General features: G+C 66.2%; 22 protein-coding genes. 9 read left to right on the top strand and 13 right to left on the bottom strand.

Annotated features, from left to right (window positions below; genetic code table 11):
* Positions 1 to 37: 37 nt before the first annotated feature.
* Entirely contained in the window at positions 38 to 556 is a 519-nt protein-coding gene (locus tag DI041_RS14935) for a hypothetical protein (protein ID WP_046988125.1), read from the bottom strand.
* A 229-nt stretch (positions 557 to 785) separates the two neighbouring features.
* Positions 786 to 1877, bottom strand: a complete 1092-nt coding sequence (locus DI041_RS14940; RefSeq protein WP_046988126.1) for an OmpA family protein — start codon at positions 1875 to 1877, stop codon at positions 786 to 788.
* Positions 1878 to 2234: 357 nt separating this feature from the next.
* Between DI041_RS14940 and DI041_RS14945 the strand changes: the two genes are divergently transcribed.
* The 5 genes from DI041_RS14945 to DI041_RS14965 all read left to right on the top strand — a co-directional run bounded on the left by DI041_RS14945 (position 2235) and on the right by DI041_RS14965 (position 7649).
* Positions 2235 to 3254, top strand: a complete 1020-nt coding sequence (locus DI041_RS14945) for a zinc-binding alcohol dehydrogenase family protein (protein WP_136640045.1) — start codon at positions 2235 to 2237, stop codon at positions 3252 to 3254.
* Positions 3255 to 3430: 176 nt separating this feature from the next.
* Positions 3431 to 4060: a membrane protein YczE gene (gene yczE / locus DI041_RS14950; protein WP_136640046.1), complete on the top strand. Its 630-nt coding sequence runs from the start codon at positions 3431 to 3433 to the stop codon at positions 4058 to 4060.
* 106 nt (positions 4061 to 4166) lie between these two features.
* Positions 4167 to 6197: an FAD-dependent oxidoreductase gene (locus DI041_RS14955; RefSeq protein WP_136640047.1), complete on the top strand. Its 2031-nt coding sequence runs from the start codon at positions 4167 to 4169 to the stop codon at positions 6195 to 6197.
* Positions 6198 to 6494: 297 nt separating this feature from the next.
* A complete protein-coding gene (locus DI041_RS14960; RefSeq protein WP_004145661.1) occupies positions 6495 to 6953 on the top strand; it encodes a cell wall hydrolase in 459 nt (152 codons plus the stop codon).
* 84 nt (positions 6954 to 7037) lie between these two features.
* Positions 7038 to 7649, top strand: coding sequence for a glutathione S-transferase N-terminal domain-containing protein (locus DI041_RS14965; protein ID WP_136640048.1), 612 nt, complete (start codon positions 7038 to 7040; stop codon positions 7647 to 7649).
* 119 nt (positions 7650 to 7768) lie between these two features.
* Here DI041_RS14965 and DI041_RS14970 read toward each other — a convergent pair whose 3' ends face one another.
* The 6 genes from DI041_RS14970 to DI041_RS14995 form a co-directional block, all read right to left on the bottom strand.
* A complete protein-coding gene (locus DI041_RS14970) occupies positions 7769 to 8824 on the bottom strand; it encodes a suppressor of fused domain protein (RefSeq protein WP_136640049.1) in 1056 nt (351 codons plus the stop codon).
* A 45-nt stretch (positions 8825 to 8869) separates the two neighbouring features.
* Entirely contained in the window at positions 8870 to 9373 is a 504-nt protein-coding gene (locus DI041_RS14975; protein ID WP_136640050.1) for a hypothetical protein, read from the bottom strand.
* A gap of 222 nt (positions 9374 to 9595) precedes the next feature.
* Entirely contained in the window at positions 9596 to 11476 is a 1881-nt protein-coding gene (prpE, locus tag DI041_RS14980; RefSeq protein WP_136640051.1) for a propionate--CoA ligase, read from the bottom strand.
* A 653-nt stretch (positions 11477 to 12129) separates the two neighbouring features.
* On the bottom strand, positions 12130 to 12744 hold the full coding sequence (locus tag DI041_RS14985; RefSeq protein ID WP_136639361.1) for an RluA family pseudouridine synthase: 615 nt from the start codon (positions 12742 to 12744) through the stop codon (positions 12130 to 12132).
* A gap of 92 nt (positions 12745 to 12836) precedes the next feature.
* Positions 12837 to 13823: a malate dehydrogenase gene (locus DI041_RS14990; RefSeq protein WP_136639360.1), complete on the bottom strand. Its 987-nt coding sequence runs from the start codon at positions 13821 to 13823 to the stop codon at positions 12837 to 12839.
* 118 nt (positions 13824 to 13941) lie between these two features.
* A complete protein-coding gene (locus tag DI041_RS14995; protein ID WP_136639359.1) occupies positions 13942 to 14433 on the bottom strand; it encodes a peptidylprolyl isomerase in 492 nt (163 codons plus the stop codon).
* A gap of 274 nt (positions 14434 to 14707) precedes the next feature.
* Here DI041_RS14995 and typA point away from each other — a divergent pair, with 274 nt between their 5' ends.
* Genes typA through DI041_RS15010 form a run of 3 tightly spaced genes read left to right on the top strand, consistent with a single transcriptional unit; the run spans position 14708 to position 18698 of the window.
* A complete protein-coding gene (typA, locus tag DI041_RS15000; RefSeq protein ID WP_012510162.1) occupies positions 14708 to 16555 on the top strand; it encodes a translational GTPase TypA in 1848 nt (615 codons plus the stop codon).
* 11 nt (positions 16556 to 16566) lie between these two features.
* Positions 16567 to 17034, top strand: a complete 468-nt coding sequence (locus tag DI041_RS15005) for a DUF2127 domain-containing protein (RefSeq protein ID WP_012510161.1) — start codon at positions 16567 to 16569, stop codon at positions 17032 to 17034.
* A gap of 41 nt (positions 17035 to 17075) precedes the next feature.
* The gene (locus DI041_RS15010; RefSeq protein WP_136639358.1) at positions 17076 to 18698 is read left to right on the top strand and encodes an amidase; all 1623 of its coding nucleotides are present in this window, start codon (positions 17076 to 17078) and stop codon (positions 18696 to 18698) included.
* Between the two features lie 60 nt (positions 18699 to 18758).
* Here DI041_RS15010 and DI041_RS15015 read toward each other — a convergent pair whose 3' ends face one another.
* Entirely contained in the window at positions 18759 to 19898 is a 1140-nt protein-coding gene (locus DI041_RS15015; RefSeq protein WP_136639357.1) for a mechanosensitive ion channel family protein, read from the bottom strand.
* Between the two features lie 639 nt (positions 19899 to 20537).
* Positions 20538 to 21929, bottom strand: coding sequence for a class II 3-deoxy-7-phosphoheptulonate synthase (locus DI041_RS15030; RefSeq protein ID WP_046983715.1), 1392 nt, complete (start codon positions 21927 to 21929; stop codon positions 20538 to 20540).
* Between the two features lie 221 nt (positions 21930 to 22150).
* Here DI041_RS15030 and DI041_RS15035 point away from each other — a divergent pair, with 221 nt between their 5' ends.
* Entirely contained in the window at positions 22151 to 24277 is a 2127-nt protein-coding gene (locus tag DI041_RS15035) for a TonB-dependent receptor (protein ID WP_136639355.1), read from the top strand.
* 65 nt (positions 24278 to 24342) lie between these two features.
* Here DI041_RS15035 and DI041_RS15040 read toward each other — a convergent pair whose 3' ends face one another.
* From DI041_RS15040 to DI041_RS15050, 3 genes are all read right to left on the bottom strand, one after another.
* Positions 24343 to 24855, bottom strand: coding sequence for a disulfide bond formation protein B (locus tag DI041_RS15040; RefSeq protein ID WP_136639354.1), 513 nt, complete (start codon positions 24853 to 24855; stop codon positions 24343 to 24345).
* Between the two features lie 260 nt (positions 24856 to 25115).
* Entirely contained in the window at positions 25116 to 25499 is a 384-nt protein-coding gene (rplQ, locus tag DI041_RS15045) for a 50S ribosomal protein L17 (protein WP_004145464.1), read from the bottom strand.
* A gap of 197 nt (positions 25500 to 25696) precedes the next feature.
* Positions 25697 to 26695: a DNA-directed RNA polymerase subunit alpha gene (locus DI041_RS15050; protein ID WP_004145453.1), complete on the bottom strand. Its 999-nt coding sequence runs from the start codon at positions 26693 to 26695 to the stop codon at positions 25697 to 25699.
* Positions 26696 to 26722: the final 27 nt, after the last annotated feature.

Here is a 26722-nt window from a genome sequence, read left to right on the forward strand (position 1 = left end):
GGGCGGCGCGTGCGCAAGCCTCTGCTCCCCGCGTCGCTTACTTCTTGTCGACCGGCTTGGTCTCAGCCGGTACTTCGGCTGCGGCCGGGGTGGCTGCCGGGGTCGCTGCCGGAGCCGGACGCGCCTTGACCACGCGCACACCACGCGCCTTCATCCAGGCGTCGAACTCCTCGGCGGTCATGCGCTTGCCGTTCTGGCTCATGTCGAAGCGCCACGGCGTATTGTCGAACTCGGTCTGCGGCTTGTAGGCGGCCGGATCGTTCGGCTTCACCGCTGGTGCACTCGGAATGGCCTTGGCGATGTTCTGGCAACCATCAATGCGCAGACGCTGCAGCACCTGGTCCAGCGACTGCGACGGATCGTAGTTGCCGCTCAGCACGCCGGCCGGCATGCCCAGCTGGTTGCCACGGATGTACAGCTCGTCAGCCACCGGTGCGATGGTCGTGGCCGGCAACGGCAGCGGCGAGGCGCTGGTGTTGACCGAGCAATCGACCGCAGCGTGGGCGGCGGGAACCAGGGCCAGCGCCAGGACGGCGGCCGATGCAGAGCGCAGCATGAAGGGCATCCAGGAAAGGAAGTGACGCGGCGAGTTTAGCAATGCCGCGACAGCTTTCAAGCGCCACTTTCAATGAATACGGCAACTCATTGGTTCTAGAAGAAAATTACCGACGAACGGTTGGCCGTCAGCGGGCGACTCCGGGGGGGCCGGACAGTCCAGGCCGCAGAAACAACAAGACCCGGCCGAAGCCGGGTCCTGCTGTGTCCTACTGGCAGAGCGTCAGAACTTAGTTCTGGACGTTCAGCTCGGTACGACGGTTCTTGGCGCGACCTTCCGGGTTGTCCGAACCATCCGGGTTGGTGTTCGGGGCAATCGGACGGCTCTCGCCGTAGCCGATCGGGCCGACCAGGCGACCGGCGTCAACGCCGTTCTTGGTCAGGTAGTTGTACACGGCGGTAGCACGACGCTCCGACAGCTTCTGGTTGTAAGCGTCGGTACCCTTCGAGTCGGTGTGACCGGCGACTTCAACGCGCAGATCCGGGTAACGCTTCAGGATCTCGGTGGCTTCGCTCAGGATCGCCACGGCGTCCGGACGCAGGTTCGACTTGTCGAAGTCGAAGTTGACGCCCTTCAGGTCGATGGAGACCGGCACCGGGCAACCGTCCGGACCGATGGTCTGACCCGGCTGCGAGTTCGGGCACTTGTCGTCGCAGTTGTTGACGCCGTCACCGTCGTCATCCAGGTCGGCGCAGCTCGGGGCAACCGGAGCCGGAGCCGGCACAGCTGCCACCGGGGCCGGGCCCAGCGGGATCACGACGCCGACCGAAGCCAGCACGTCACCGAACCAGTCTTCCTTCGGAGCGGCAACGCTCTGGTCGTCGAAGTCAGCGCGGTAGGCCACTTCGGCGCGGACAGCAACGCGCTTCTCGAAGGTGGTCTGCAGGCCGACGCCCAGCTTGGCGGCAACGTTGCCGTCCTTACGCTGGCGCGGACCATTGGCATTCAGCGCCGGGTACTCTTCTTCCGACTTCTGGTAGCCCAGGCCACCGACGATGTACGGGTTCCAGCCGCGGCCTTCCTTGATGAAGTGGCGACGCAGATCCAGCGAGACGCCGTACTGCGACCAGTTCAGGTCCTTGTTCGAATCGAAGTTCGGGTTCTGATAGTTCAGCTCACCGTCCAGCGACCAGTTCGGGCTGATGAACTTGCCCAGGCCCAGGGTCACGAACGGAGCGTCATTGGTCAGACGGTCGCTGTCCTGGAAGTTGAAGCCGGCCGAACCGGTCAGGTACCAGCGGTCATCGAACTCCTGCGCGGAAGCAGCCTGGGCGAAAGCCAGACCGCCCAGCAGCGCGGCAGTAAGGATCTTCTTGTTCATTGAGTACAGCTCCTATTTCGGGGGTATGAAACCGGTAGAGGCATGGGCCAGCACTACTGCGTCGAAGCTCGACAGCCGATTCAGCACGCCACCGCCGCGAACATTATGCTCAGGCGGGTGAAGGTCATGTTAACAGTCCCGTAACATGTGAAGTGTTGTGCCCGACCCTCCACCGGTCCGACGTTGAAACCCTATACAGGATGATGAAAATCCGCAAGACCCTCACGCTGCAAGGGTTTGACGGGGTTTAAGTGCGAAAAGCGACATTCTTCGCCACACACTGCATCACGCGATTCAGCGCGTTTGCGGAAAGGTGAGGAACCTTATGATGCAGATACGAACCCAGCCGGAGCCGAGATGAAAGCCGTCGCCCTGAGTCGTGAATCCGCCCCCGCCCTGCACGATATTCATCTGCCTCCACCGCTGCCTCCGGGCGGCCGCGACCTGTTGGTGCGGGTCGAGGCGGTCTCGGTCAACCCCGTCGACAGCAAGCAGCGCGCCGCCACCGATCCGGCCACGCTCGACGCCCCCCGCGTCCTCGGCTGGGACGCCGCCGGCGTGGTCGAGGCGCTCGGCGACGAGGCCAGCCTGTTCGCCTCCGGTGACGAGGTCTACTACGCCGGTGATGTCACCCGCCCCGGCTGCAACGCGCAGTACCAGCTGGTGGATGAGCGCCTGGTCGCACGCAAGCCGACCACCCTCGACTTCGCCGAGGCCGCCGCATTGCCACTGACCACCCTCACCGCATGGGAACTGCTGTTCGAGCGGATGCCCCTGCGGCTGGATGACCGTCGCCAATCCGGCCAGCACCTGCTGGTGATCGGCGGCGCAGGTGGCGTCGGCTCGATGGCGATCCAGCTGGCCCGTCACGCAGGCTTCGAGGTGATCGCCACCGCATCCCGCGACGCCTCGATCGACTGGTGCCGGCGAATGGGTGCCCAGCACGTGATCGACCACCGGCAACCGCTGCTGCCACAACTGCAGGCGCTGGGAATCGATGCGGTGCAGGTCGCACTCAACCTGGCCGACACTGATCACTATTGGGACGAACTGGGCCTGCTGCTGGCACCGCAGGGACATGTCGGCCTCATCGTCGAACCGCGCGGCCCGCTGCGTATCGGCGATCCCTACAAAGCCAAGTGCATCGGCATCCACTGGGAATTCATGTTCGCGCGCTCGCGCTTCGCCACGGCCGACCGCATCGAGCAGCACCGCATCCTCAGCCGCGCAGCCAGCATGATCGATGCCGGCCAGCTGCGTGGCACGCTCAGCGAGACGCTGGGCACGATCAATGCGGCGAATCTGGACATCGCGCATCAGCGCCTGGCCAGCGGACGCACGCTCGGCAAGCTGGCACTGGTGGGCTGGGGCGAGTGAGCGGTCGGGTAGGAACGCGTCCACACTCGGCTTGGCTCGAATGCTGATGTAGAGCCGAGCCCATGCTCGGCTGTGCGGCCCGCCTGTGGCGGTGGATTGGCCTGCATCTGTATCTATTGAATCAACGGAATCGGGATTACGGTGGAAACAGATTCCCCTCCCCCCCCGAGACCGCCATGCCCACCGCTCTGCCCCTGCGCCTGCTGCAACTGATCATCGGCCTGTTCCTGTACGGCTTCGGTGCCTCGCTGATGATCCGCGCCGCCATCGGCGTGGCGCCCTGGGATGTACTGTCGCAGGGCATCGCCGCGCAGACGCCGCTGTCCTTCGGCCTGGCCACCAACGTGATCGGCGCACTGGTGCTGCTGCTGTGGTGGCCGCTGCGGCAGAAGCCGGGCGTGGGAACTGTGCTCAACGTAATGCTGATCGGTCCCTCGGCCCAGTTCGGGCTGTGGCTGCTGCCGCCAGCAGTCGGCCTCGGCTGGCAGCTCGCGATGTTCTGCGCCGGCATGCTGCTGGTCGCGCTGGCCACCGGCCTGTACATCGGTGCCAAGCTCGGCCCGGGCCCGCGCGATGGCCTGATGACCGGCCTGCACGCCCGCACTGGCTGGCCGATCTGGAAGGTGCGCAGCCTGATCGAGGGCAGCGTGCTGCTGCTGGGCTGGTGGCTGGGCGGCAATGTCGGCCTGGGTACGCTGGCCTTCGCCCTGCTGATCGGCCCGCTGTGCGGGGTGACGCTGGGCTGGTTCGGGATTGGTCGTCCCGCGGTAGTGCCGGCCGCTGGCCGGCAGCCGCAGTCCCCCTGAGCTACCCCGAATGCCGGCCAGCGGCCGGCACTACCCAAAGGCCGGCCCTTGCCCCGGCCGCCGTTTCGCGGCACCCTTCGCGCTTCCGTACGCAAGCGTATCGACCATGTCGCCAGCCAACGAAAGCGCCTATCCCCACCTGTTCGCCCCGCTGGACCTGGGCTTCACCCAGCTGCGCAACCGCGTATTGATGGGCTCGATGCACACCGGCCTGGAAGATCGCGCCCGCGACTTCCCGCGGCTGGCGGCCTACTTCGCCGAGCGCGCCGAGGGCGGTGTCGGCCTGATCGTCACTGGTGGCTTCGCCCCGAACGTGGTCGGCTGGCTGAAGCCATTCGGCGGCAAGCTCTCCTGGCCTTGGGAAGTGCGGCCGCACCGCCAGCTGACCGCCGCCGCGCACCAGCACGGCGCGAAGATCTGCCTGCAGCTGCTGCATGCCGGCCGCTATGCCTACCACCCGCTGTCGGTGGCGCCGTCGAAGCTGAAGGCGCCGATCAACCCGTTCACCCCGCGCGCACTGTCGGCCGGTGGTGTCGAACGCCATATCGCCGACTACGCACGCAGCGCGAAGCTGGCCCGCGAGGCCGGCTATGACGGCGTCGAAGTGATGGGCTCGGAGGGTTACCTCATCAACGAGTTCATCGCACCGCGTACCAACAAGCGCGCTGATCAATGGGGCGGCGACGCACGCCAGCGCATGCGCTTCGCGGTGGAAATCGTGCGCCGCATCCGCGAAGCCTGCGGCCCGGACTTCATCATCATCTACCGCCTGTCGCTGGTCGACCTGGTGGAAGACGGCAGCAACTGGGACGAGATCGTGCAGCAGGCGCAGGCCATCGAGGCTGCCGGTGCGACCATCATCAACTCCGGCATCGGCTGGCACGAAGCGCGCATTCCGACCATCGCCACCTCGGTACCGCGCGCGGCCTTCGCCGGGGTTACCGCCAAGCTCAAGCCGCACGTAAAGCTGCCGCTGGTGGCGACCAACCGCATCAACATGCCCGACGTGGCCGAGCGCATCCTGGCCGGCGGCGGCGCCGACATGGTGTCGCTGGCGCGGCCGCTGCTGGCCGACCCGCAGTGGCCGAACAAGGCGCGTGCCGGCCGTGCCGAGGCGATCAACACCTGCATCGCTTGCAACCAGGCCTGCCTGGACCATGTGTTCGAGAACAAGCTGGCCAGCTGCCTGGTCAATCCGCGTGCCGCACACGAGACCGAGCTGGTCTACCACCCCACTGCCGCGCCGAAGAAGATCGCCGTGGTCGGCGCCGGCCCGGCCGGCCTGGCCTGCGCCACCGTCGCTGCCCAGCGCGGCCACCAGGTGACCCTGTTCGATGCCAATGACGAGATCGGCGGCCAGTTCAACGTGGCCAAGCGCATCCCGGGCAAGGAAGAATTCCACGAGACCCTGCGCTATTTCCGCCACACGCTGGGCGAGACCGGCGTGCAGCTGCGCCTCGGCACCCGCGCCGATGCCGCCAATCTGGCCGGCTTCGACGAGGTGGTGCTGGCCACGGGAATCACCCCGCGCAGGGTCGACTTCCCCGGTGCCGACCACGCCAAGGTGGTGAACTACCTGGACGTGCTGCTGGGCCGTGTCGAAGTCGGCGCCAATGCGGCGATCATCGGCGCCGGCGGCATCGGCTTCGACGTCGGCGAGTTCCTCAGCCATTCGGGCGAGTCGCCGTCGCTGGACCCGCAGCGCTGGATGGCCGAATGGGGCGTGGACGCCACCTTCGAGACCCGCGGCTCGCTGGCGCGGCCGCAGGCCGAGGCGTCGCCGCGCCGGTTGTGGCTGCTGCAGCGCAGCCCGGGCAAGCCCGGCGCGCGGCTGGGCAAGACCACCGGCTGGATCCACCGGGCCACACTGAAGGCCAAGGGCGTACGCATGCTCGGCGGCGTCGAGTACCTGGGCGTGGACGACGAAGGCCTGCGCATCCGCGTTGAAGGCAGCGAACAACTGCTGCCGGTCGATCACGTGGTGATCTGCGCCGGCCAGGAACCGAACCGCACGCTGCAGGCCGAACTGCAGGCCGCCGGCATCAACGCACAGTTGATCGGCGGCGCCGATGTGGCCGCCGAACTGGATGCGAAGCGGGCGATCGACCAGGGCAGCCGGGTCGCCGCTGCGCTTTGATGAGCACCTGAATGGGGGGCGGAATGTGATTTCCGTCACCCCTGCCGAACCTGAATGTCAAGCCGGGCGATTCACGATGCGTTCGGCTATCCCCCCCTACCTTGCGCCATCTTTCCGCTCACCAGCCAGTTTCCGGTGAGCCGGCGCGGCCCCCTCGATCGGTACTGATCGTTCTTTTGGGGCTGCCCACGGGGCGGCCCCGATGGCCGCCTCCCCATGACGCCAAGTCGTACCCCGCCTCCTGTCGCGCCCGCGGCCGGAACCGGAGCGTGCGGCCCATACGGAGCAAGGAGTTATATGAAACTGGCCTGGATTCTCTGGCTGTCGCAGTTGTTGCCGCAGCCGGCCGCTGATTCATTGTGTTTGAGCACCACCGTGTACCTGGAAGCCCGCGACCAGACCCTGCGTGGCCAACAGGCCGTGGCCGAGGTTGCCCTGCGCCGCCTCGACAGCGGCCTGTGGGGTGACTCGATGTGCCAGGTGGTGACCGCGCGCAAGCAGTTCGCACCGACCATCGTCTCCCCCGGCACCCAGCTGGGGAACGACGCGGCCTGGAGCGAGGCGATGAACGTGGCCTTCGACGCCGAGCGCAACTGGGCGCTGCCGGCCGGCGAGCGCCGCGAGATCGTGCCCGGTGCCAGTCACTTCGCCGCGCTGGCCATCGCCAGCCCGAACTGGCGCAACGCCTACCAGGTGGCCACCATCGGCGATCACACCTTCTATAAGGTGCAGAACCTCAAGCCACGGCAGTCGTAACGATCCGTGCTGGCGGCAGCGTTGCCGCCCGCCGCCAGGCTCTGGGATAGTGGGTGCTTCCCGCACGCATCACCTGGAGTTCCCATGAAGCTGTACAGCAAGCCCGGTGCCTGTTCCACCGCCGACCACATCGCCCTGCAATGGACCGGCCAGCCGTTCGAGGTTGAACTGCTGAACAAGGACACCCTGAAGGGTCCGGAATTCCTCAAGATCAATCCGGCCGGCGCGGTACCCGCGCTGGTCGATGGCGACTTCGTGCTGCTGCAGAACGCGGCAATCATGGGCTACATCGCTGACAGCTTCCCGCAGGCCGGCCTCGGCGGCGACGGTAGTCCGCGCCAGCGCGCCGAAGCCACCCGCTGGCTCGCCTTCGTCAACTCCGATGTGCATCCGGCGTTCTCGCCGCTGTTCGCGCCGGGCAAGTTCATTGCCGACGAAAGCCAGTTCGATGCGATCCGCGCCGCCGCACACAAGCGCCTGCGTGGCCTGTTCGAGACCGCCGACAAGCAGCTGTCCGACAAGCCGTGGCTCGCCGGCTTCCGCAGCTTCGCCGATCCGTACTTCTACATCACCCTGCGCTGGGCCGCCGGTACCAAGGTCGATCTGTCCGGCCTGGACAACCTTGCCGCCTACAAAGCGCGCATGGATGCCGATCCGGGCGTGCAGGCCGTGCTGAAGGCCGAAGGCCTGGCCTGACCCTGGTCAGGGGTCAGAGCCGTTCGCGTGGCGAGCGGATCCGGCCCCAGAGGCCCCGAGGCGGGGTCGGAACCGTCTGCGCAGCAGGCGGCTCTGACCCATCGGCTCCATCGACCCGATCAGCCGATCTGGCGGATCACTTCGCCCTTGGCATCGCGCAGGTAGGTCGGCACCACTTCGATGCGCAGCGCCGCCGCCACCGGGTAGATACCGCGCTCGGCACGCACGCCCGCCAGCGCCTGCAGTCCCGGCTCGTCCAGTGCCCAGCGCGCGCTGTCGGCGGACACGTCGCCGACGTCACTGCGCCCGGCCGGAATGAATTCCCACTGCCGCTCGCGGCTGACCAGTTCCAGCGATTTGCCATGGCGCAGGCGCAGCGGCAGCAGTTCGCACACGCTGGCGACCTGGCCGGCCCCCAGCACCAGGGTAGTGATGCCCGCCTCCTGCCGCCAATCCAGTGTCTCGATGAACAACATGCCGGTACTGGAGCCCTCGCGCTCGCTGCCGGCCCTCACCTGCTGCGCCAACCCCGCATCGTCCAGCAGGTTGCCGCGGTGCAGGTCGCTGATCCACAGCGGCATCGCCGGCTGCAGCACCTGCAGCACACCGCGCGTCGACCAGCGTTTGACCGCCTCCATTTCTTCGTCGGTCAACCCGACCAGCTGCAGGAACTGCAGATGACCATTGGCGGTATCACGCGCGGGAAGCTGCGGGTCGGCGATGAAGGCGAGGTGGCACAACCGCGTGTCGGTCTCCAGCGCAATCGGACCATTGGCATTGAGGTGGTGACCGTCCTCGAACACATTGCCGCTGCCGAACACATAGCGCGCCAGGTTCTGCAGCAGGTTCATCGGCCACACCGGCGGCTCACTGCCTGTGGTCTCGCCGGTGCTCGCAGCCAGGCGGAACGTCAGTTCGAAGCCATAACCGCTGTTGGCGGCATCGCTGCTCTCCTTGGCGTACAGCTCGGAGAATCCATAGGTGATGTAGTGCCAGTGCGGGACCGGCGCATCCGCCCAGTACACGCTGATGCCATCGAGGGGATCCTGGCCACCCAGCGTGTATGGCAATGCAGTGCCGTAATGCCGCGGTTCCTGGCCGGCATGCAACGGCGCAAGCGCGGCGTTGATCGCGTCCCAGCCTGGGGTGTCGGTGTCGTCGTGGTCGTCCTGCACGGGAGACTCCTTGTGGGAAGTGAACCGGTCACTTTACGCGGTGGCTCAGGCCTGCACGACCTCGCCACCGTCATTCACCACGGCCGCCTGGGTTTCCTGCCACCAGCGCTGGGCCAGCGCCGGGCTGCGCGCCTTGCCCACCGCCGCCAGCAGTTCCGGGCACAAGCGCTCCAGCGCCAGCGCATCGGTGCAGCGTTCTATCTTCAACTGCATGAAGTAGCCCTTCAGGCCCAGGTGGCGGCGCACGGCCTCGCTCATCGCGTCGTACAGCTGCTGGTACAGCGCCGGATCCTGTTCGCGCCCGGTGCTGATGCCACGCAGCGGTGTCACCTCGGCACTTCCGCCGATCACTTCGATCAGGCCCTGTGCGGCCAGCTGCTCCAGTGCATCGGGTGGTGCGCGCAGGCCTTCGAACAGGCCGCGCAGTTCGGTGTCATCGCGATGGCCGTCAACCATCAGCAGGATCGAACGCAGTGCCGCCGGCAGGCGCCGGCCACGGTCCTCTATTTCCTGACGGCCAGCAGCCGTCTTGGCGTGCAGCAATGCCATTGCCTCCCCCTCCCTCGATGCGCAATGCCGGCGCACCCTTGCGGGCACGCCCCCCTGTGTGCCATCCCCGGACGGGGCGCGCCTTCCCCGGCGCGCGCCGCGTGTTGCAGGTCGATGACAGTCCGAGCTTAGCGCATGTTCTGGGCGCGGAGGGTAGTGCCGGCCGCTGGCCGGCAACCCCATGATTCCCGAGGTTGCCGGCCAGCGCCCGGCACTACCGGATCAGCGGCCCAGCGCGCGGCGGATCTCCTCCAGCGCTCCGGGGTCATCCAGCGTCGACAGGTCGCCCGGGTCGCGCTGCTCGGCCAGCGCCTGCAGCGAACGCCGCAGCAGCTTGCCCGAGCGGGTCTTGGGCAACGCGTTGACCACGTGCACATGCGCCGGGCGTGCAACCGCACCGAGCGATGCGGTCACCGTGGCCATCATCTCGGCCACCACCGGCGCCGGATCCTCACCATCGAGGCCCTGCTTGAGGGTGACGAACACCAGCGGCACCTGCCCCTTCAGCTCATCCTTGACCCCGATCACGGCGGCCTCGGCCACACGCGGATGGCTGGAGATGGCTTCTTCAATCTCGCGCGTACCCAACCGGTGACCGGCCACGTTGATCACATCGTCGGTGCGGCCGAGGATGAAGGTGTAGCCATCGTCATCGCGGATCGCCCAGTCCAGTGAGCTGTACAGCAGCTCCTTGAAGTGGCTGAAATAGCTCTGCAGGAAGCGGCTGTCGTCGTTCCACACCGTGCTCATGCAGCCCGGCGGCAATGGAGGGGTCATCACCAGCACGCCCTTCTGCCCCGGCGCCACTTCTTCGCCGGTGTTCTCGTCGATCACCTTCATGCGGTAACCGAGATTGGGGAAGCCCGGCGAACCGAACCGGACCGGCTTCATCTCCAGGCCCGGCAGCAGGGTCAGCGCCGGCCAGCCGGTTTCGGTCTGCCAGTAGTTGTCGATGATCGGCTTGCCAAGCGCCTCGCTGATCCAGTGCGCGGTCGGTTCATCCAGCGGCTCGCCGGCCAGGAACAGGTACTTCAGTGCGCCCAGGTCGTGGCGATGGATGAAGTCCGCGTCGTGCTTCTTCAGCACGCGGATGGCGGTGGGCGAAGAGAACATCGTGCGCACGTTGTACTGCTCGCACAGCGCCCACCAGATGCCCGGATCCGGGTTGGTCGGCAGCCCTTCGTACAGCAGCGAGGTGCAGCCACCGATCAGCGGGCCGTACACGTTGTAGGAATGGCCGACCGCCCAGCCGACATCGGAGGTGGAGAACATCACCTGCCCTGGCCGGCAGTCGAACACGGTCTCCATCGACTGCGCCATCGCCACCGCATAGCCGCCGACATCGCGTTGCACGCCCTTCGGCTTGCCGGTGGTGCCGGAGGTGTACAGCAGGTAGCTCGGCTCGCTTGATTCCAGCCACTGTACCGGCACATCGGTTTCGCCGAGTTGCGCATGCAGGGTGGCGTATTCCACATCGCGCCCCGCCACACGCGGTTCTGCCGGGTCCAGCCCACGCGACACGATCAACACATGTGGCGGCGGATTACTGGCCTCGGCACAGGCCGCGTCGACCATCGCCTTGTACGGAATCAGCTTGCCGCCGCGCATGCCGGCATCGGCGGCGATCAGCAGTTTGGGCTTGGCATCGTCGATGCGCAGCGCCAGGTTGTGCGCGGCGAAGCCGCCGAACACCACCGAGTGCACCGCACCGATGCGCGCGCAGGCGAGCATGGCAAATACCGCTTCGGCCATGTTCGGCATGTAGATCACCACGCGGTCACCGTGACCGACGCCCAGGTGCCTGAGCACGGCGGCGAAGTCGTTCACTTCGCGATACAGCTGGCGATAGGTGATCTCGCGGGTGCTGTTGGTCTCGGTGGAGATGGCGACCAACGCCAGCTGGTCGGCGCGGTCGGCCAGGTGGCGGTCGACGGCGTTGTAGCAGAGATTGGTTTCGCCACCGACGAACCAGCGCCGGAACGGCGGATTGCTGTAGTCGAGCACCTGCTGCGGCGGTTTGTGCCAATGGATGCGCTTGGCTTCCTCGCCCCAGAAGGCCTCCGGCTCGTCGATCGAGCGACGGTAGGTTTCCTCGTAGTTCATGACGCAGCCCTCCCAGACAAAGTCATGGGTTCGAGGATAGTCCGGCGCTGCCGCGCGGGCCGCCCTACCTTGGTAGGGGGTGTGTTGCCGGCAGGGCTGCGCCCTGCACCCGCCGAAGCAACGGCAACGGCAATGGCAACTGCAACAGCCGAAGCAACAGCAATGGCAGATTCCGGGTTTGGCGGGGAGGGGGCAGATGGCGGGGGACGCTGCAAGTACGTCCCTGTAAGCTCGGTCGCGCCATCCATGGCGCTCACGCCCCCGCCATCTGCCCCCTCCCCGCCTCCGACAATTTCCCGCTGCTGTTGGGCTGCTGTTGGTAGCTGTCGACCTTGGTCGACACGTAGATCCACGCCATGCGTGGATGCTTTTCGATGAATTGTCGAAATATTCGATTCCGATGGATTTGATCCACGCAAAGCGCGGACAGACCTCCGTCACCGGAGATCTGTCGAAGGCGGGGCGGTGCGGGTTGGCAGGACCGTTGGCGCCATGGATGGCGCCATCGAGCCCCCATGGATGGGTTAACGGCGTGTCCTGCCAACCCACACCGCCCCGCCCAACACGCAGAAAACCAGAGCTGCCTTGGCTTTTGGCATTGCTTCGGTTCGTAGCAGGGTGCAGGGCGCAGCCCTGCCGAACACCCTACCCTTCTAGAACGGAGTCGCAGACTCGAACGCGAGCACCTCGCCTGTCACCGGATGAGTGAACTGCAGCTTCCGTGCATGCAGGCACACGCGCTGCGCTGCCTCTGCGCCATACAGCACGTCACCAACGATGGGATGGCCGAGACTGGCCATGTGCAGGCGCAGCTGATGGCTGCGGCCAGTGATCGGTTCCAACTCCACGCGGGTGCGCTGCGCTTCAACATCACGGGCAAGTACACGCCAGCGTGTCAGCGCCGGCTTGCCGCGTTCGTGGTCGACCATCTGCTTCGGCCGGTTCGGCCAGTCCACGATCAGCGGCAGATCCACCTCACCGGCTTCGGCGTCCAGCTCCCCCTGCACGATCGCTTCGTAGCGCTTGCCGACCTGGCGCTGTTCGAACTGCATCGACAACGCCGCCTGCATGTCCTTGCCACGCGCATGCAGCAGCAGGCCCGAGGTCACCTGGTCCAGGCGGTGCACGGTCAGCGCGTCCAGGTACAGCGCCTGCAGCCGTGCGATCACGCAGTCCTGGTTCTCGGCGCTGCGACCGGGCACGGACAGCAGTCCGGCCGGCTTCTCGGCCACCAGCAGCGTGTCGTCGATGTAATGCAGATGGATCATGTCGTTGCCAGGTGCTCCATACGAAAACGGGGAAGCCGAAGCCTCCCCGTTTCATTTCAGGCAGTGCCGGCAAGCTGCCGGCACAGACCGCATCAGCCCAGCAGGTGGGCGACGCCGGAGCGCTCTTCTTCCAGCTCGGCCAGGGTCTTGTCGATGTACTTCTGGCTGAAGTCGTCGATCGGCAGATCCTTGACCAGGGTGTACTTGCCGTTCTCGGTGGTCACCGCGAAGCCGAAGATCACGCCTTCCGGAATACCGTAGGAACCGTCGGACGGCACGCCCATGGTGACCCACTTGCCGTTGCTGCCCAGCACCCAGTCACGCACGTGGTCGATGGCTGCGTTGGCCGCCGAAGCCGCCGAGGACGAGCCACGGGCTTCGATGATCGCCGCGCCGCGCTTGCCCACGGTCGGGATGAAGGTGTTGGCGTTCCATTCCTGGTCATTGATCGCATCGGCGATCGACGCACCATCGGCGGTGGCGAAACGGTAGTCCGGGTACATGGTCGGGCTGTGGTTGCCCCACACGACCAGCTTTTCCATGCCACCGACCGGCTTGCCCAGCTTGGCCGACAGCTGGCTCAGGGCGCGGTTGTGGTCCAGGCGCAGCATGGCGGTGAAGTTTTCCGGCTTCAGGTCCGGGGCCGACTTCATGGCGATGTAGGCATTGGTGTTGGCCGGGTTGCCTACCACCAGCACCTTCACGTCACGGCTGGCGACCTTGTTCAGCGCCGCGCCCTGGGCGGTGAAGATCTTGGCGTTTTCCAGCAGCAGGTCCTTGCGCTCCATGCCCGGGCCGCGCGGACGCGCGCCAACCAGCAGGGCGATGTCAGCGTCCTTGAAGGCCACTTCGGCGTCGTCGGTACCGACCATGCCGGCCAGCAGCGGGAAAGCGCAGTCTTCCAGCTCCATCATCACGCCCTTCAGGGCGGCCTGGGCCTTGTCGACCGGCAGTTCCAGCAGCTGCAGGATGACCGGCTGGTCCTTGCCCAGCATTTCGCCGGAGGCGATGCGGAACAGCAGGGCATAACCGATCTGGCCGGCGGCGCCGGTCACGGCAACACGAACGGGTGCTTTCATGGGGGTTTCCTCTTGCTTGCAAGCGTTTGATGGAACGCCGCGGGCGTGGCCGAGCAGGCCTGGCGGGCGGCGGGGAACAGGGAAACGGCCACCGATGGGTGGCCGTTTCGAAGGGGGATCAGGCGGCGAGGAGCTTGTTCCACTCCGCGACGCGGTCGGCCTGTGCGGCGAGCACGGCGTCGGTATCGCCTTCCAGGGTGATCGAATGGATCACGTCACCCTGCTTGACCGAATCGACGATGGCCTGGCCTTCCAGGACCTTGCCGAACACGGTGTGGCGGCCGTCCAGCCAATCGGTCTTGATGTGGGTGATGAAGAACTGGCTGCCGTTGGTGTTCGGGCCGGCGTTGGCCATCGACAGCGAGCCGACTTCGTGCTTCACGCCGTTCTTCTCGTCCTCGAACTTGTAGCCCGGGCCACCGGTGCCACGACCCTGCGGGCAACCGCCCTGGATCATGAAGTCGGCGATCACGCGGTGGAAGATCAGGCCGTCATAGAAGCCGTGCTTGACCAGGTTCACGAAGTTGGCAACGGTCAGCGGCGCCTTGTCAGCGAACAGCTCGACCTTGATCGGGCCCTGGGTGGTGTCGAAAGTGGCGATGAGGGACATGAAGATCCTTGATGCAGAGGGGAATGCGTCTAGCCACCTAGTTTACACCCGCCTCGTGGCGACGGCGGCTTCGACCATGGGCGCAGATCCCTGCTTCAGCCTCCGGAAGGGGGAGGCCAGACCTACGGCCCCCAGGCCCCGGCCCAGCTTGGGGGACACCCAGCTGAATGGGCACCATGACCGATGTGAAATCCGGGTTTTCGCCAATCGTCAACTTCGACGTATAATGTTGGACTTCTTTTTCCAAATCCGGCGCCGACTGGCCCCCTTTCGTATGTCCATCGAAAATCTTCGCAACATCGCCATCGTCGCCCACGTCGACCATGGCAAGACCACCCTGGTCGACCAGCTGCTGAAGCAGTCCGGCACCCTGTCCGAGCGTACCGTCCTCGCCGAGCGCGTGATGGACAGCAACGACCAGGAAAAGGAACGCGGCATCACCATCCTGGCCAAGAACACGGCCATCACCTGGGAAGACAAGAAGACCGGTATCAAGAACCGGATCAACATCGTCGACACCCCCGGACACGCCGACTTCGGCGGTGAGGTCGAGCGCGTGCTGTCGATGGTCGACACCGTGCTGATCCTCGTCGACGCGATGGACGGCCCGATGCCGCAGACCCGCTTCGTCACCCAGAAGGCCTTCGCGATGGGCTTCAAGCCGATCGTCGTGGTCAACAAGGTCGACCGCCCGGGCTCGCGTCCGGAGTGGGTGATCGACCAGGTGTTCGACCTGTTCGACAAGCTCGGCGCCACCAATGAGCAGCTCGACTTCCCGATCGTCTACGCCTCGGCCCTGAACGGCTACGCTGGCCTGGAAGACACCGTGCGCGACGGCGACATGACCCCGCTGTATGAAGCAATCATGCAGCACGCGCCGAAGCCGGAAGTCGATCCGGAAGGCCCGTTCCAGATGCGCATCAGCCAGCTGGACTACAACAACTTCGTGGGCGTGATCGGCATCGGCCGCATCCAGCGCGGCACCCTGAAGAAGAACATGCAGGTCGCGGTCATCGACCGTGAAGGCAAGAAGCGCAACGGCAAGGTGCTGCAGGTGCTGGGCTTCCTGGGCCTGGAGCGCATCGAGCAGGATTCGGCCGAGGCCGGTGACATCGTCGCCATCTCGGGCATCCAGGAGCTGACCATCTCCGACACCCTGTGCGCCCCGGACACCCCGGAAGCGCTGCCGGCACTGACCGTCGACGAGCCGACCATCTCGATGACCTTCCAGGTCAACAACTCGCCGTTCGCCGGTAACAAGGACCTGTCCGGTGGCAAGTTCCTGACCAGCCGCCAGATCAAGGACCGTCTGGACCGTGAAAAGGTCCACAACGTCGCGCTGAAGGTTGAACAGCTGGAAGATGCCGACAAGTTCCTGGTCTCCGGCCGTGGCGAACTGCACCTGTCGGTGCTGATCGAGAACATGCGTCGTGAAGGCTACGAGCTGGCCGTGTCGCGCCCGGAAGTGATCATCAAGCAGATCGACGGCCAGGCCATGGAGCCGATCGAGCAGCTGGTGGTGGACATCGAAGAAATCCACCAGGGCGGCGTGATGGAAAAGCTGGGCACCCGCAAGGGCCAGCTGAAGAACATGGAATCGGACGGCAAGGGCCGTGTGCGCCTTGAGTACCAGATCCCGGCCCGTGGCCTGATCGGTTTCCAGAACGAGTTCAAGACCCTCACCCAGGGTTCGGGCCTGCTGTTCCATGTCTTCGACCACTACGGTCCGAAGGAGCAGGGCGCGATCGCCAAGCGCATCAACGGCGTGATGATCGCCAATGCGCCGGGCGCCACGCCGGCCTACTCGCTGGGCCCGCTGCAGGAGCGCGGCAAGCTCTTCGCCGCTGAAGGCGACAACGTGTATGAAGGCCAGCTGGTCGGTATCCACTCCAAGGACAACGACCTGACCGTCAACGCGATCAAGACCAAGCCGCTGACCAACATGCGCGCTTCGGGCAAGGACGATGCGATCCAGCTGACCCCGGCGATCAAGTACTCGCTGGAACAGGCCCTGGACTTCATCGAAGACGACGAGCTGGTCGAGATCACCCCCAAGGAGATCCGCCTGCGCAAGAAGTTCCTGACCGAAAGCGACCGCAAGAAGGCTTCGCGCGGCGGCTGAGCCAGCACCCCGTGAACCAGAGCGGCTACAACCCGGATCCACACCGGCATCCGGGTCTGCACGTCATCGCCTTGCTCGAAGCGAGCAAGGCGATGCTGGCGCTGTTGGCCGCAACCGGGCTGGAAGTGCTCGGACCGCAGCCGCTGCGGCACGGCATCATGGCCCTGATCCGGCGCTTCAGCCTGGATCCGGACCATGGCACCCTGCCCTCGCTGCTGCACATGATCAGCCCCGACGCGGTGCACCTGGCCGCGGCGGGGATGATCGGTTACGGCCTGCTGCATCTGGTTGAAGCCTGGGGCCTGTGGCGTGCCAAGGCCTGGGCCTCCTGGCTGGGCTGCCTGACCGCTTCGCTGTACCTGCCGTTCGATATCTTCGCGATCATCCGCCATCCTGGCTGGCCCTCGTGGACGATCCTGGCGATCAACCTGATCGTGGTCTACGTGCTGGCCCGCGACCTGCGCAAGCGCCGCCGCTGAGCTCCGGCTACACTGGGGATTGGAGCCGACCAAGCCGCCCCATGCGCCCGTCCTTGCCGCCCCTCCTGATCTGCCTGCTCGCTGCGCTGCCTGCGCTGCTTGTCGCTGCCTGCAGCCCGGCCACGCCCAGCGCCCACGCCGCCGAACCTGCCAGCCGCAACGTGCCATTCCCCTACGCCGAAACCGATGTCGCCGACCTGCAGGCGCGGATGACCGCCGGCGAACTGGACAGCACCACCCTCACCCAGGCCTACCTGCAGCGCATCGCCGCGCTGGACCGTGCCGGCCCCCGACTGCGCGCGGTGATCGAACTCAACCCGGATGCACTGAAGGAAGCCGCCGAACGCGATCGCGAGCGTCGTGACGGTCGCCTGCGCGGCCCGCTGCACGGCATCCCAGTCGTGCTGAAGGACAACATCAACGCCGCGCCGATGGCCACCACGGCCGGCTCGCTGGCGCTGCAGGGCTTCCGCCCGGACGACGCCTATCTGGTACGTCGCCTGCGCGAGGCCGGTGCCGTGGTGCTGGGCAAGACCAACCTCAGCGAATGGGCCAATTTCCGCGGCAATGATTCGGTGTCCGGCTGGAGCGCGCGCGGCGGCCAGACCCGCAATCCCTACCGCCTCAGCCATTCGCCCTGCGGCTCCAGCAGCGGCAGCGCAGTGGCCGTAGCCGCCAACCTCGCCAGCGTGGCGATCGGCACCGAAACCGACGGCAGCATCGTCTGCCCGGCTGCGGTCAATGGCGTGGTCGGCCTGAAGCCGACGGTCGGCCTGGTCAGCCGCGACGGCATCATCCCGATTTCCTTCAGCCAGGACACCGCCGGGCCGATGACACGCAGCGTCGCCGATGCCGCCGCCGTGCTGACCGCCATTGCCGGTCGCGATGACGCCGACCCTGCCACCGCAACCATGCCTGGCCGCGCGGTCTACGACTACACCGCGCGCCTGGACCCGCAGGGCCTGCGTGGCAAGCGCATCGGCCTGCTGCAGACGCCCCTGCTGAAGTACCGCGGCATGCCGCCACTGATCGAACAGGCCACCACCGAGCTGCGCCGCGCCGGCGCAGTGGTGGTGCCGGTGGAACTGCCCAACCAGGGCGCCTGGGCCGAGGCCGAACGCAGCGTGCTGCTGTACGAGTTCAAGGCCGGCCTGGAGCGCTACCTCAGCACCCATCGCGCGCCGCTGCGCAGCCTTGCCGAACTGATCGCCTTCAACCAGGCACACAGCAAGCAGGAACTGGGCCTGTTCGGCCAGGAACTGCTGGTTGAGGCAGATGCCACCGCCGGCCTGGCCGACCCGGCCTACATCCGCGCGCGGACCGATGCGCGCCGCCTGGCCGGCCCGGAAGGCATCGATGCCGCCCTCGCCGCCCATCAGCTCGATGCACTGGTGGCACCGACCACGGGCGTGGCGTGGCCGATCCGCAGTGACGGCGACGACTTCCCTGGCGAGAGCTACAGCGTTGCCGCCGTAGCCGGCTATCCCAGCCTCAGCGTGCCGATGGGGCAGATCGATCGCCTTCCGGTCGGCCTGCTGTTCATGGGTACCGCCTGGAGCGAACCGAAGCTGATCGAGATGGCCTATGCCTACGAACAGCGCACCCGCGCACGACGGCCGCCGCACTTCGATACTGACGCGCTGATCGACGCTGGCGAGCCTTGATCGGCGTGGTAGTGCCGGCCGCTGGCCAGCAGATCCCGGGGCGCCGGCCAGCGGCCGGCACTACCGATCCGCAGGCTCCTCCGGCACGATCGCCGCCTCACCATCTTCCGCACCCGGCGACCGTACATCCGCGGTGCGTGCGCGAGGTCCTCGCGGCATGTCCAGTTCGTCTTCGTGCTGCACGCGCGCACGCACCTGCGGCAACGACTGCGGATGCTCGCGCGCCAGGAAATCCAGCATCCGCTCTCGTACCAGGCAGCGCAGGTCGAAGGCATCACCGGAACTGCGTGCGCTGACCAGCAGGCGGACCTGGATTGCCCGTTCGCTGGTTTCGGTTACCTGGGTCACGCAGACCCGCCCATCCCACAGCGCCTCACCACGGCAGATGCGCTCCAGCTCGGTGCGGATCGCCGCGATCGGGGCGCGGTAGTCCAGCCACAGGAACGCCGTGCCGAGCAGATCGGCGCTGCGCCGCGTCCAATTCTGGAACGGGTTCTCGATGAACCAGGTCAGCGGCACCACCATGCGTCGCTCATCCCAGATGCGGACCACGACGTAGCTGCTGCCGATCTCCTCGATACGGCCCCACTCGCCTTCGACGATCACCACGTCATCCAGCCGGATCGGCTGCGTCACCGCAATCTGCAGGCCAGCGATCAGGTTGCCGAACACCGGCTTGGCCGCGATGCCGGCCACCAGGCCGATCAGGCCTGCCGATGCCAGCAGCGCGGTGCCGATCTTCTGCACCATCGGGAACGTCAGCAGTACCAGCGACGCGCCCAGCACGATGATGCCGCCCATCAGCACACGGCTGAGCACCCGCGTCTGGGTCTGGATGCGGCGCGCCTCCAGGTTGTCGGAGACATCGATGGGATGGCTGCGCAGGATCGCGCGCTCGCCCGCCGCAACGCCCCGAACCAGCAACCAGATGAAGCAGGCAGTCAGGGCGATGTGCAGCACGCGCAGCAGTTGATCGAGCGTGTGTTCCGGCAATGGCGTGGCCTGCAGCGCCGGCACCAGCAACAGCAGGGGCAGTGCAAGGGCCAGCGGCGGTCCGATCACCCGGCCAATGCGCGCGCGGCGCCGGTCACGCCCGCGCAGGCGGCGGTACAGTGCCAGTACGACCCAAGCGCCCAGGCCACCGACCACCAAAGCGGTTCCGATCGGCCACAGATACTGCTGCAGGTGTTGCCATATCACTGCGCATTCTCGCTGTCTGCATCAAGGAGCCAGCGTGGCGCATGCACCATGAGCGCGATGTCAGCCGTTCGTAAGCAGAATGTAGGCGGGGGTGTTCGGCAGGGCTGCGCCCTGCACCCGCGGTAGTGCCGGCCGCTGGCCGGCAACCTCAACAGCAACAGCAACAGCAAAAGCCGGTTTACTGCGGGATGGCAGGGTGGGGCCGGTTGCGGGGGACGCCGTGAATCCGTCCCTGGAGGCTTGGGCGCGCCATCCATGGCGCTTACACCCCCGCAACCGGCCCCACCCCGCCTTCGACAATTTCCCGCCGCTGTTGGTGGGTGTCGACCTTGGTCGACACGTAGATCCACGCCATGCGTGGATGCTCTTCAAATTCAATTCGAAATATTCGATTCCGATGGAGATTCATCCACGCATGGCGTGAATCCTTCAGACACCGGACAACTGTCGAAGGCGGGGCGGTGTCGGATTGCGGGGTGTCCGCAGCATGGATGCCGCGGCCAAGCCTACAGGGACGTACTTGCGGCGTCCCCGCACTCCGACACCGCCCCGCCAACCCACGGATAGCCCGCTTTTGACGTTGACTTTGATGTTGACGTTGATTCGGCAGGTGCAGGGCGCAGCCCTGCCGAAACACACTTACCGCACCTGCTCCTGCTTGCGCACGATCGCCATCGCGATCTCCAGCGACTGCTCGTAGTTCAACCGCGGGTCCACCGTCGAACGATAGGCGCGCTCCAGGTCACGCTCGGTCAGCTCACGCGCGCCACCGGTGCACTCGGTCACGTCTTCGCCGGTCAGCTCCAGGTGCACGCCGCCCAGGCGCGTGCCTGCGGCCGCATGCAGATCGAACGACATCTCCACTTCGCCACGCACGTTGTCGAAGCGCCGCGTCTTGAAGCCGTTGGCGGTGCTCTCGGTGTTGCCATGCATCGCATCGCACACCCACAGCACGCGACGACCGTCGCGCTTGACCGCATCCAGCAGCGGCGGCAGCTTCTGCGCGATCTGCGACGCCCCCATGCGATGGATGAAGCTCAGGCGGCCCGGCTCGTCATGCGGATTGAGCACGTCGATCAGGCGCAGCAGCTGGTCCGGGGTTACCGACGGGCCCACCTTGATCGCAATCGGGTTGCGCACGCCACGCAGGTATTCCACGTGCGCGCCATCGAGTGCGGCCGTTCGCATGCCGATCCACGGATAGTGCGTGCTCAGGTTCAACCAGCCCTGCTGGCGCGGCACCTGGCGGGTCAGCGCCTGCTCGTAGGGCAGCAGCAACGCTTCGTGCGAGGTGTAGAAATCGATGCGGTTGAGGTTGTGCACGCGGGCCCCGGCCAGGGTCTCCATGAAGTGCACCGCATCACCGATCGACGCCACCATCTTCTGGTACTCGGCGGCCAGCGGCGAATGGCTCACCCATTCCAGGTTCCAGTACTCGGGGTGGTGCAGGTCGGCGAAACCGCCGTCGATCAGCGCACGCACGAAGTTCATGGTCATCGCCGAGTGCGCGTGGGCCTGCAGCATCCGCTTCGGATCCGGCAGCCGCGCCGCTTCGGTGAAGGCCGGCGCGTTGATGACATCACCGCGATAGCTGGGCAGGGTCATGCCATCACGGGTTTCGGTATCGGCCGAACGCGGCTTGGCGTACTGGCCGGCAAAGCGGCCGACGCGGATAACCGGCTGGCGCAGGCCGTGCACCAGCACCAGGCTCATCTGCAACAGCACCTTCAACCGGTTGGAGATGGTTCCCGACTCGCAGTCGCTGAAATTCTCGGCGCAGTCCCCGCCCTGCAGCAGGAAGCGCTTGCCCTCCTGGGCGTCGGCCAGCTGCTGCTTCAGCGCCAGGATCTCCCAGGAGGTCACCAGCGGCGGCAGCCGCTTCAGCTCGTGCAGGGCCGCGTCCAGCGCCACCGGATCGGGATAGGTTGGCATCTGCAGCGCGGTCTTGCCACGCCAGCTCTCCGGCGACCAGGCAGCGCCAGCGGCGGTCGCAGCGGGTTCGGGGACGGGCGGAACGGCGGACAGGCTCATTGCAGACTTCCGGGGTGGGGGGCCGCCATGGTCGCATCGCCAGCTGCTGCCGCAAAGGCCCAACCGGTCCGGCGCGGCCGCCTGAACGGCAGAGAAAGGCCGACGCGAGCAGCCAGATCGAGCATGGTCAGCCGCCCGGGACAAGCGCATGATTTGTTACGGAGTAACACTCTCATGTCATGGATCGGCCCCTTCCACGCCCTGCCATCACTCTTCCCATCATGAAGCCCTCGCCCCTCGCTACCGGCATCACCTTCGCCCTGGCCCTGGCCAGCCTGCCCGCCTTCGCGGCCTCCACCGATGACGACAGAACCTCGGTCAAGGACCTGGATACGGTCACCGTCAGTGCTCAGCTCGACCAGGCCCGCAACGCCCTGTCACCGGACATCGGCAGCAGCCAGTACCAGATCACCGCCGAGGACATCCAGAAGCAGCCGCTGGGCGCTTCCGCCCCGCTCAGCCAAGTGCTGCTGCAGGCCCCGGGCGTGGTCCAGGACTCCTACGGCGGCGTGCACGTGCGCGGCGACCACGCCAACCTGCAGTACCGCATCAACGGCGTACTGCTGCCCGAATCGATCTCCGGCTTCGGCCAGACCCTGGATGCGCGCACCATCAAGAGCATCCGCCTGATGGACGGCGCGCTGCCGGCGCAGTTTGGTGAGCGTACTGCTGCGGTGGTCGACATCACTACCCGCAGTGGCGCCGAGCTGGGCAACGGCGGCAGCGCCGGGCTGACCGCGGGCTCATTCGGCAAGGTCAATCCGAATGCCTCCTGGTGGGGCTCACAGGGGCGCTGGAGCTGGTTCCTGACCGGCAACTACGACCAGAACGAGGTCGGCCTGGAGAACCCGACCAACTCACGCAGGCCGCTCCACGACGACACCCACCAGGGCAAGGCGTTCGCCGACCTCACTTATCTGGTCAACGAGAACACCCGCCTGAGCGTGTTCGCCGGCTTCGCCAACAACCGTTTCCAGATTCCGGTCAACCCCGGCCAGACGCCACAGTTCGGCTACCTGGACACCACCACCTTCGACTCCAGCCAGCTGGATGAGACCCAGCGCGAGACCACCCGCTTCGGCATGCTGGTGCTGCAAGGCACGTTGGGCAGCACCGCCTACCAGCTGTCCGCCGGCCAGCGCTACAGCGATGTCGGCTTCAATCCCGACGTGGCCGGCGACCTGGTGTTCAGTGGCGTCGCCTCGCAGGTCCAGCGCAGCAACCGCGCCAACACCCTGCAGGCCGATTTCTCGACGCCACTGGGCGACAACCACACCCTGCGCTACGGCCTGTACGGCAACTACGAGAACGCGCGGGCCAGCAACGACAGCTGGGTGTTCCCGGTCGGCGCCGACGGCCAGCAGTCCAGCACCACGCCACGGCTGATTCCCGATCGCAGCGCGTTCCACGCCAGTACGCTGGCGCTGTACGTGCAGGACGAATGGAAGATCGGCGACGACTGGACCGTGAACTACGGGCTGCGTGGCGACCACTACAAGGCCTTTGGCCACACCGAGGGCCAGCTCAGCCCACGCGTGGGTGTGGTCTGGAATGCCAGCAGCAGCACCACCGTGCACGCCGGCTACTCGCGCTACTTCACGCCACCGGCCAGTGAACTGATCGCCAGCAGCGACATCGCCCTGTACGACGGCACCAGCAACCAGCAGTCCAGCGCAGGCAACAGCACGCCACTGGCCGAACGCAGCGACTACTACGACATCGGCGTCTCCCAGCAGCTGGGCGAGCACCTGACCCTGGGCCTGGACGCGTACGACCGCCGTGTTGCGCGGCTGCAGGATGAAGGCCAGTTCGGCGCCGCGTACATCTATTCGACGTTCAACTACCGCCGCGGCCACATCCGTGGCCTGGAGTTCAGTGCCGACTACAGCAACGGCCCGTTCAGCGCCTACGTCAATGCCGCCCTGAGCAAGGCGATCGGCACCGACGTCATCACCGGCCAGTACAACCTCGATCCCGAGGCGCTGGCCTACGTGGCCAACCACTGGATCCACCTGGACCACGACCAGAAGCTGACGTCGTCAGGCGGCTTCAGCTACGCCTTCGCCGGCCACAACCGGATCGGTGCCAACTACGTGTTCGGCAGCGGGTTGCGTTCGGATGTCGAGGGCGTCCCCAACGGTGGAGAGCTGCCGTCATACCTGCAGGTGAACCTCAGTGCAGGACATGACTTCAATGCCGACAGCGGCCATCCACTGCACGTGCAGCTGGCGGTGATCAACGCACTGGACCGCAGCTACCAGCTGCGCGATGGCGGTGGCGTGGGCGTCTTCGCACCACAGTGGGGGCCGCGCCGCGGCGCCTACCTGAGCCTGCAGCAGGACTTCTGAGGTAGTGCCGGCCGCTGGCCGGCATTCCCACGGTGTGCCGGCCAGCGGCCGGCACTAACCTGCTTTCAGCGCTTGACCTTGCGCAGCGACACCACCAGTGCCCACAGCGCCAGCAGCACGAACCACACGCCCGACCACATCGGCATGGTCAGGCCCAGGAAGGTCCAGTCGATGTTGCCGCAGTTGCCGGTACCGGTCAGCACCGTGCGGAACACTTCCAGCGGCCCCATGGTCTCGCTCAGAAAGCTCAGCGGCGGGCCACAGGTGGCGCCCATTTCCGGCGGCAGCATCTGCACGTAGACGTGGCGGGCAGCGATGCCGACGCCCACCGCCGCGGCAATGAAAGCCAGCACGCCATAGGTCGCGCGGCCAGCGCGGTTGGACGGCCCGGGCCCGTGCAGTGCACCGATCAGGAACAGCAGGCCGAGTGCGGCGAACGCCAGGCGTTGGAAGATGCACAGCGGACACGGCTCCAGCCCCATCTTCAGCTGCAGGAAGATCGCGTAGCCAAGCAGGCCCGCACAGATCAGGAAGCCCAGGAAGAACTGGGCGCGGAAGGGCCAGCGCAATGGATTCATCGTCAACGCTCAAACGGATCAGGCGCCAAGCGTAACCGAGAGTGCGCGCCATTCGAACCGCTGCAGGTGACGCCTGTCGGAACGGTATGGGTCAGACGCTCTTTGCGAACGCAAAGGGCCCGGACCCGCTGTGCTACGGGCATGGGGTCAGAGCCCTTTCCTGCGGAAAGGGATCCGCCCCCTGGAAGAGATCCGACCCCTGGAAACGCAAAAGCCCGGCAGAGGCCGGGCTTTCGCTGTGTCGCGTTGGAGCGGTCCGATTACTCGGCCACTGCCTCGGCCACGACCGGACGGTCAACCAGCTCGACGTAGGCCATCGGCGCGTTGTCGCCGGCGCGGAAGCCGCACTTCAGCAGGCGCAGGTAGCCGCCCGGACGGTTCGCGTAGCGCGGGCCCAGGATGGTGAACAGGTTGCCCACGGCTTCGTTGTCGCGCAGACGGGCGAAGGCCAGACGGCGGTTGGCGACGGAGTCGACCTTGGCCAGGGTGATCAGCGGCTCGGCAACGCGGCGCAGTTCCTTGGCCTTCGGCAGGGTGGTCTTGATCAGCTCGTGCTTGAACAGCGAGGCGGCCATGTTCTTGAACATCGCTTCGCGGTGGGCGCTGGTACGGCTGAACTTACGGCCAGACTTCTGGTGACGCATGGTGATATTCCTTGGTTAATGATGTGGCTGTGCGGATCGTTGTCGCCTTCATGGCGTTGCTGCGCGGACTGCGGTTGGTCCTGGCCATCCATCCTGGACGACCTGCCCGCGAACCTTCGTTCGTCGTGGCGGTGTTGCCTGGGTGCAATGGCCCCGCCGTTGCCGACGGGGCCATGCGGTCTTGCAGAAAGGCGTTATCAGCCCAGCATGCCGTGGCTGGCGACGCCGGCCGGCGGCCAGTTCTCCAGCTTCATGCCGAGTGACAGGCCACGCTGGGCCAGCACTTCCTTGATTTCGGTGAGCGACTTCTTGCCCAGGTTCGGGGTCTTCAGCAGCTCCACTTCGGTCTTCTGGATCAGATCGCCGATGTAGTAGATGCTTTCGGCCTTCAGGCAGTTGGCCGAACGCACGGTCAGCTCCAGATCGTCGATCGGGCGCAGCAGCACCGGATCCACGCCGTTGTTGGCCGGCTTCGCCGCACCGCGGTCGCGGTGGGTGAAGTCACCGAACACCGACAGCTGGTCGCTGAGGATGTCGGCGGCGGTGCGCACGGCTTCCTCGGCATCGATGGTGCCGTTGGTCTCGATATCGATGACCAGCTTGTCCAGGTCGGTACGCTGCTCGACGCGGGCCGCTTCCACGGCATAGGCGACGCGGCGAACCGGCGAGAACGAGGCATCCAGGACCAGACGGCCGATGGCACGGGTTTCTTCGTCCGGACGACGACGCGCGGCAGCCGGCTGGTAGCCGAAACCACGTTCGATCTTCAGACGCATGTTGACTGCCGTGTCCTTGGTCAGGTGGCAGATGACATGGTCGCCGTTCAGGATCTCCACATTGTGGTCGACCTTGATATCGGCAGCGGTGACAACGCCCGGGCCCTGCTTGGACAGGGACAGGGTGGCGCTGTCGCCGGAGTGCATACGGATGGCCACGTCCTTCAGGTTCAGCAGGACTTCGAGCACGTCCTCCTGCAGACCCTCGACCGTGGTGTACTCATGCAACACGCCGTCGATTTCGACTTCCGTGATGGCGAAGCCCGGGATGGACGACAGCAGCACGCGACGCAGGGCATTACCCAGCGTATGCCCGTAACCCCGCTCCAAAGGTTCGATAACGACCTTTGCACGGGTGTCGGTAAGGCGTTCGATCTGCGGACCGCGAGGACGCAGAACCTGGTTGGCGGTAACCGTCATGTTGCGGGTTCTCCTAGTGAACCCCCG

Origin of the sequence: Stenotrophomonas maltophilia (assembly GCF_004920835.1) — a bacterium.
Taxonomy (GTDB): Bacteria; Pseudomonadota; Gammaproteobacteria; order Xanthomonadales; family Xanthomonadaceae; genus Stenotrophomonas; species Stenotrophomonas maltophilia_AQ.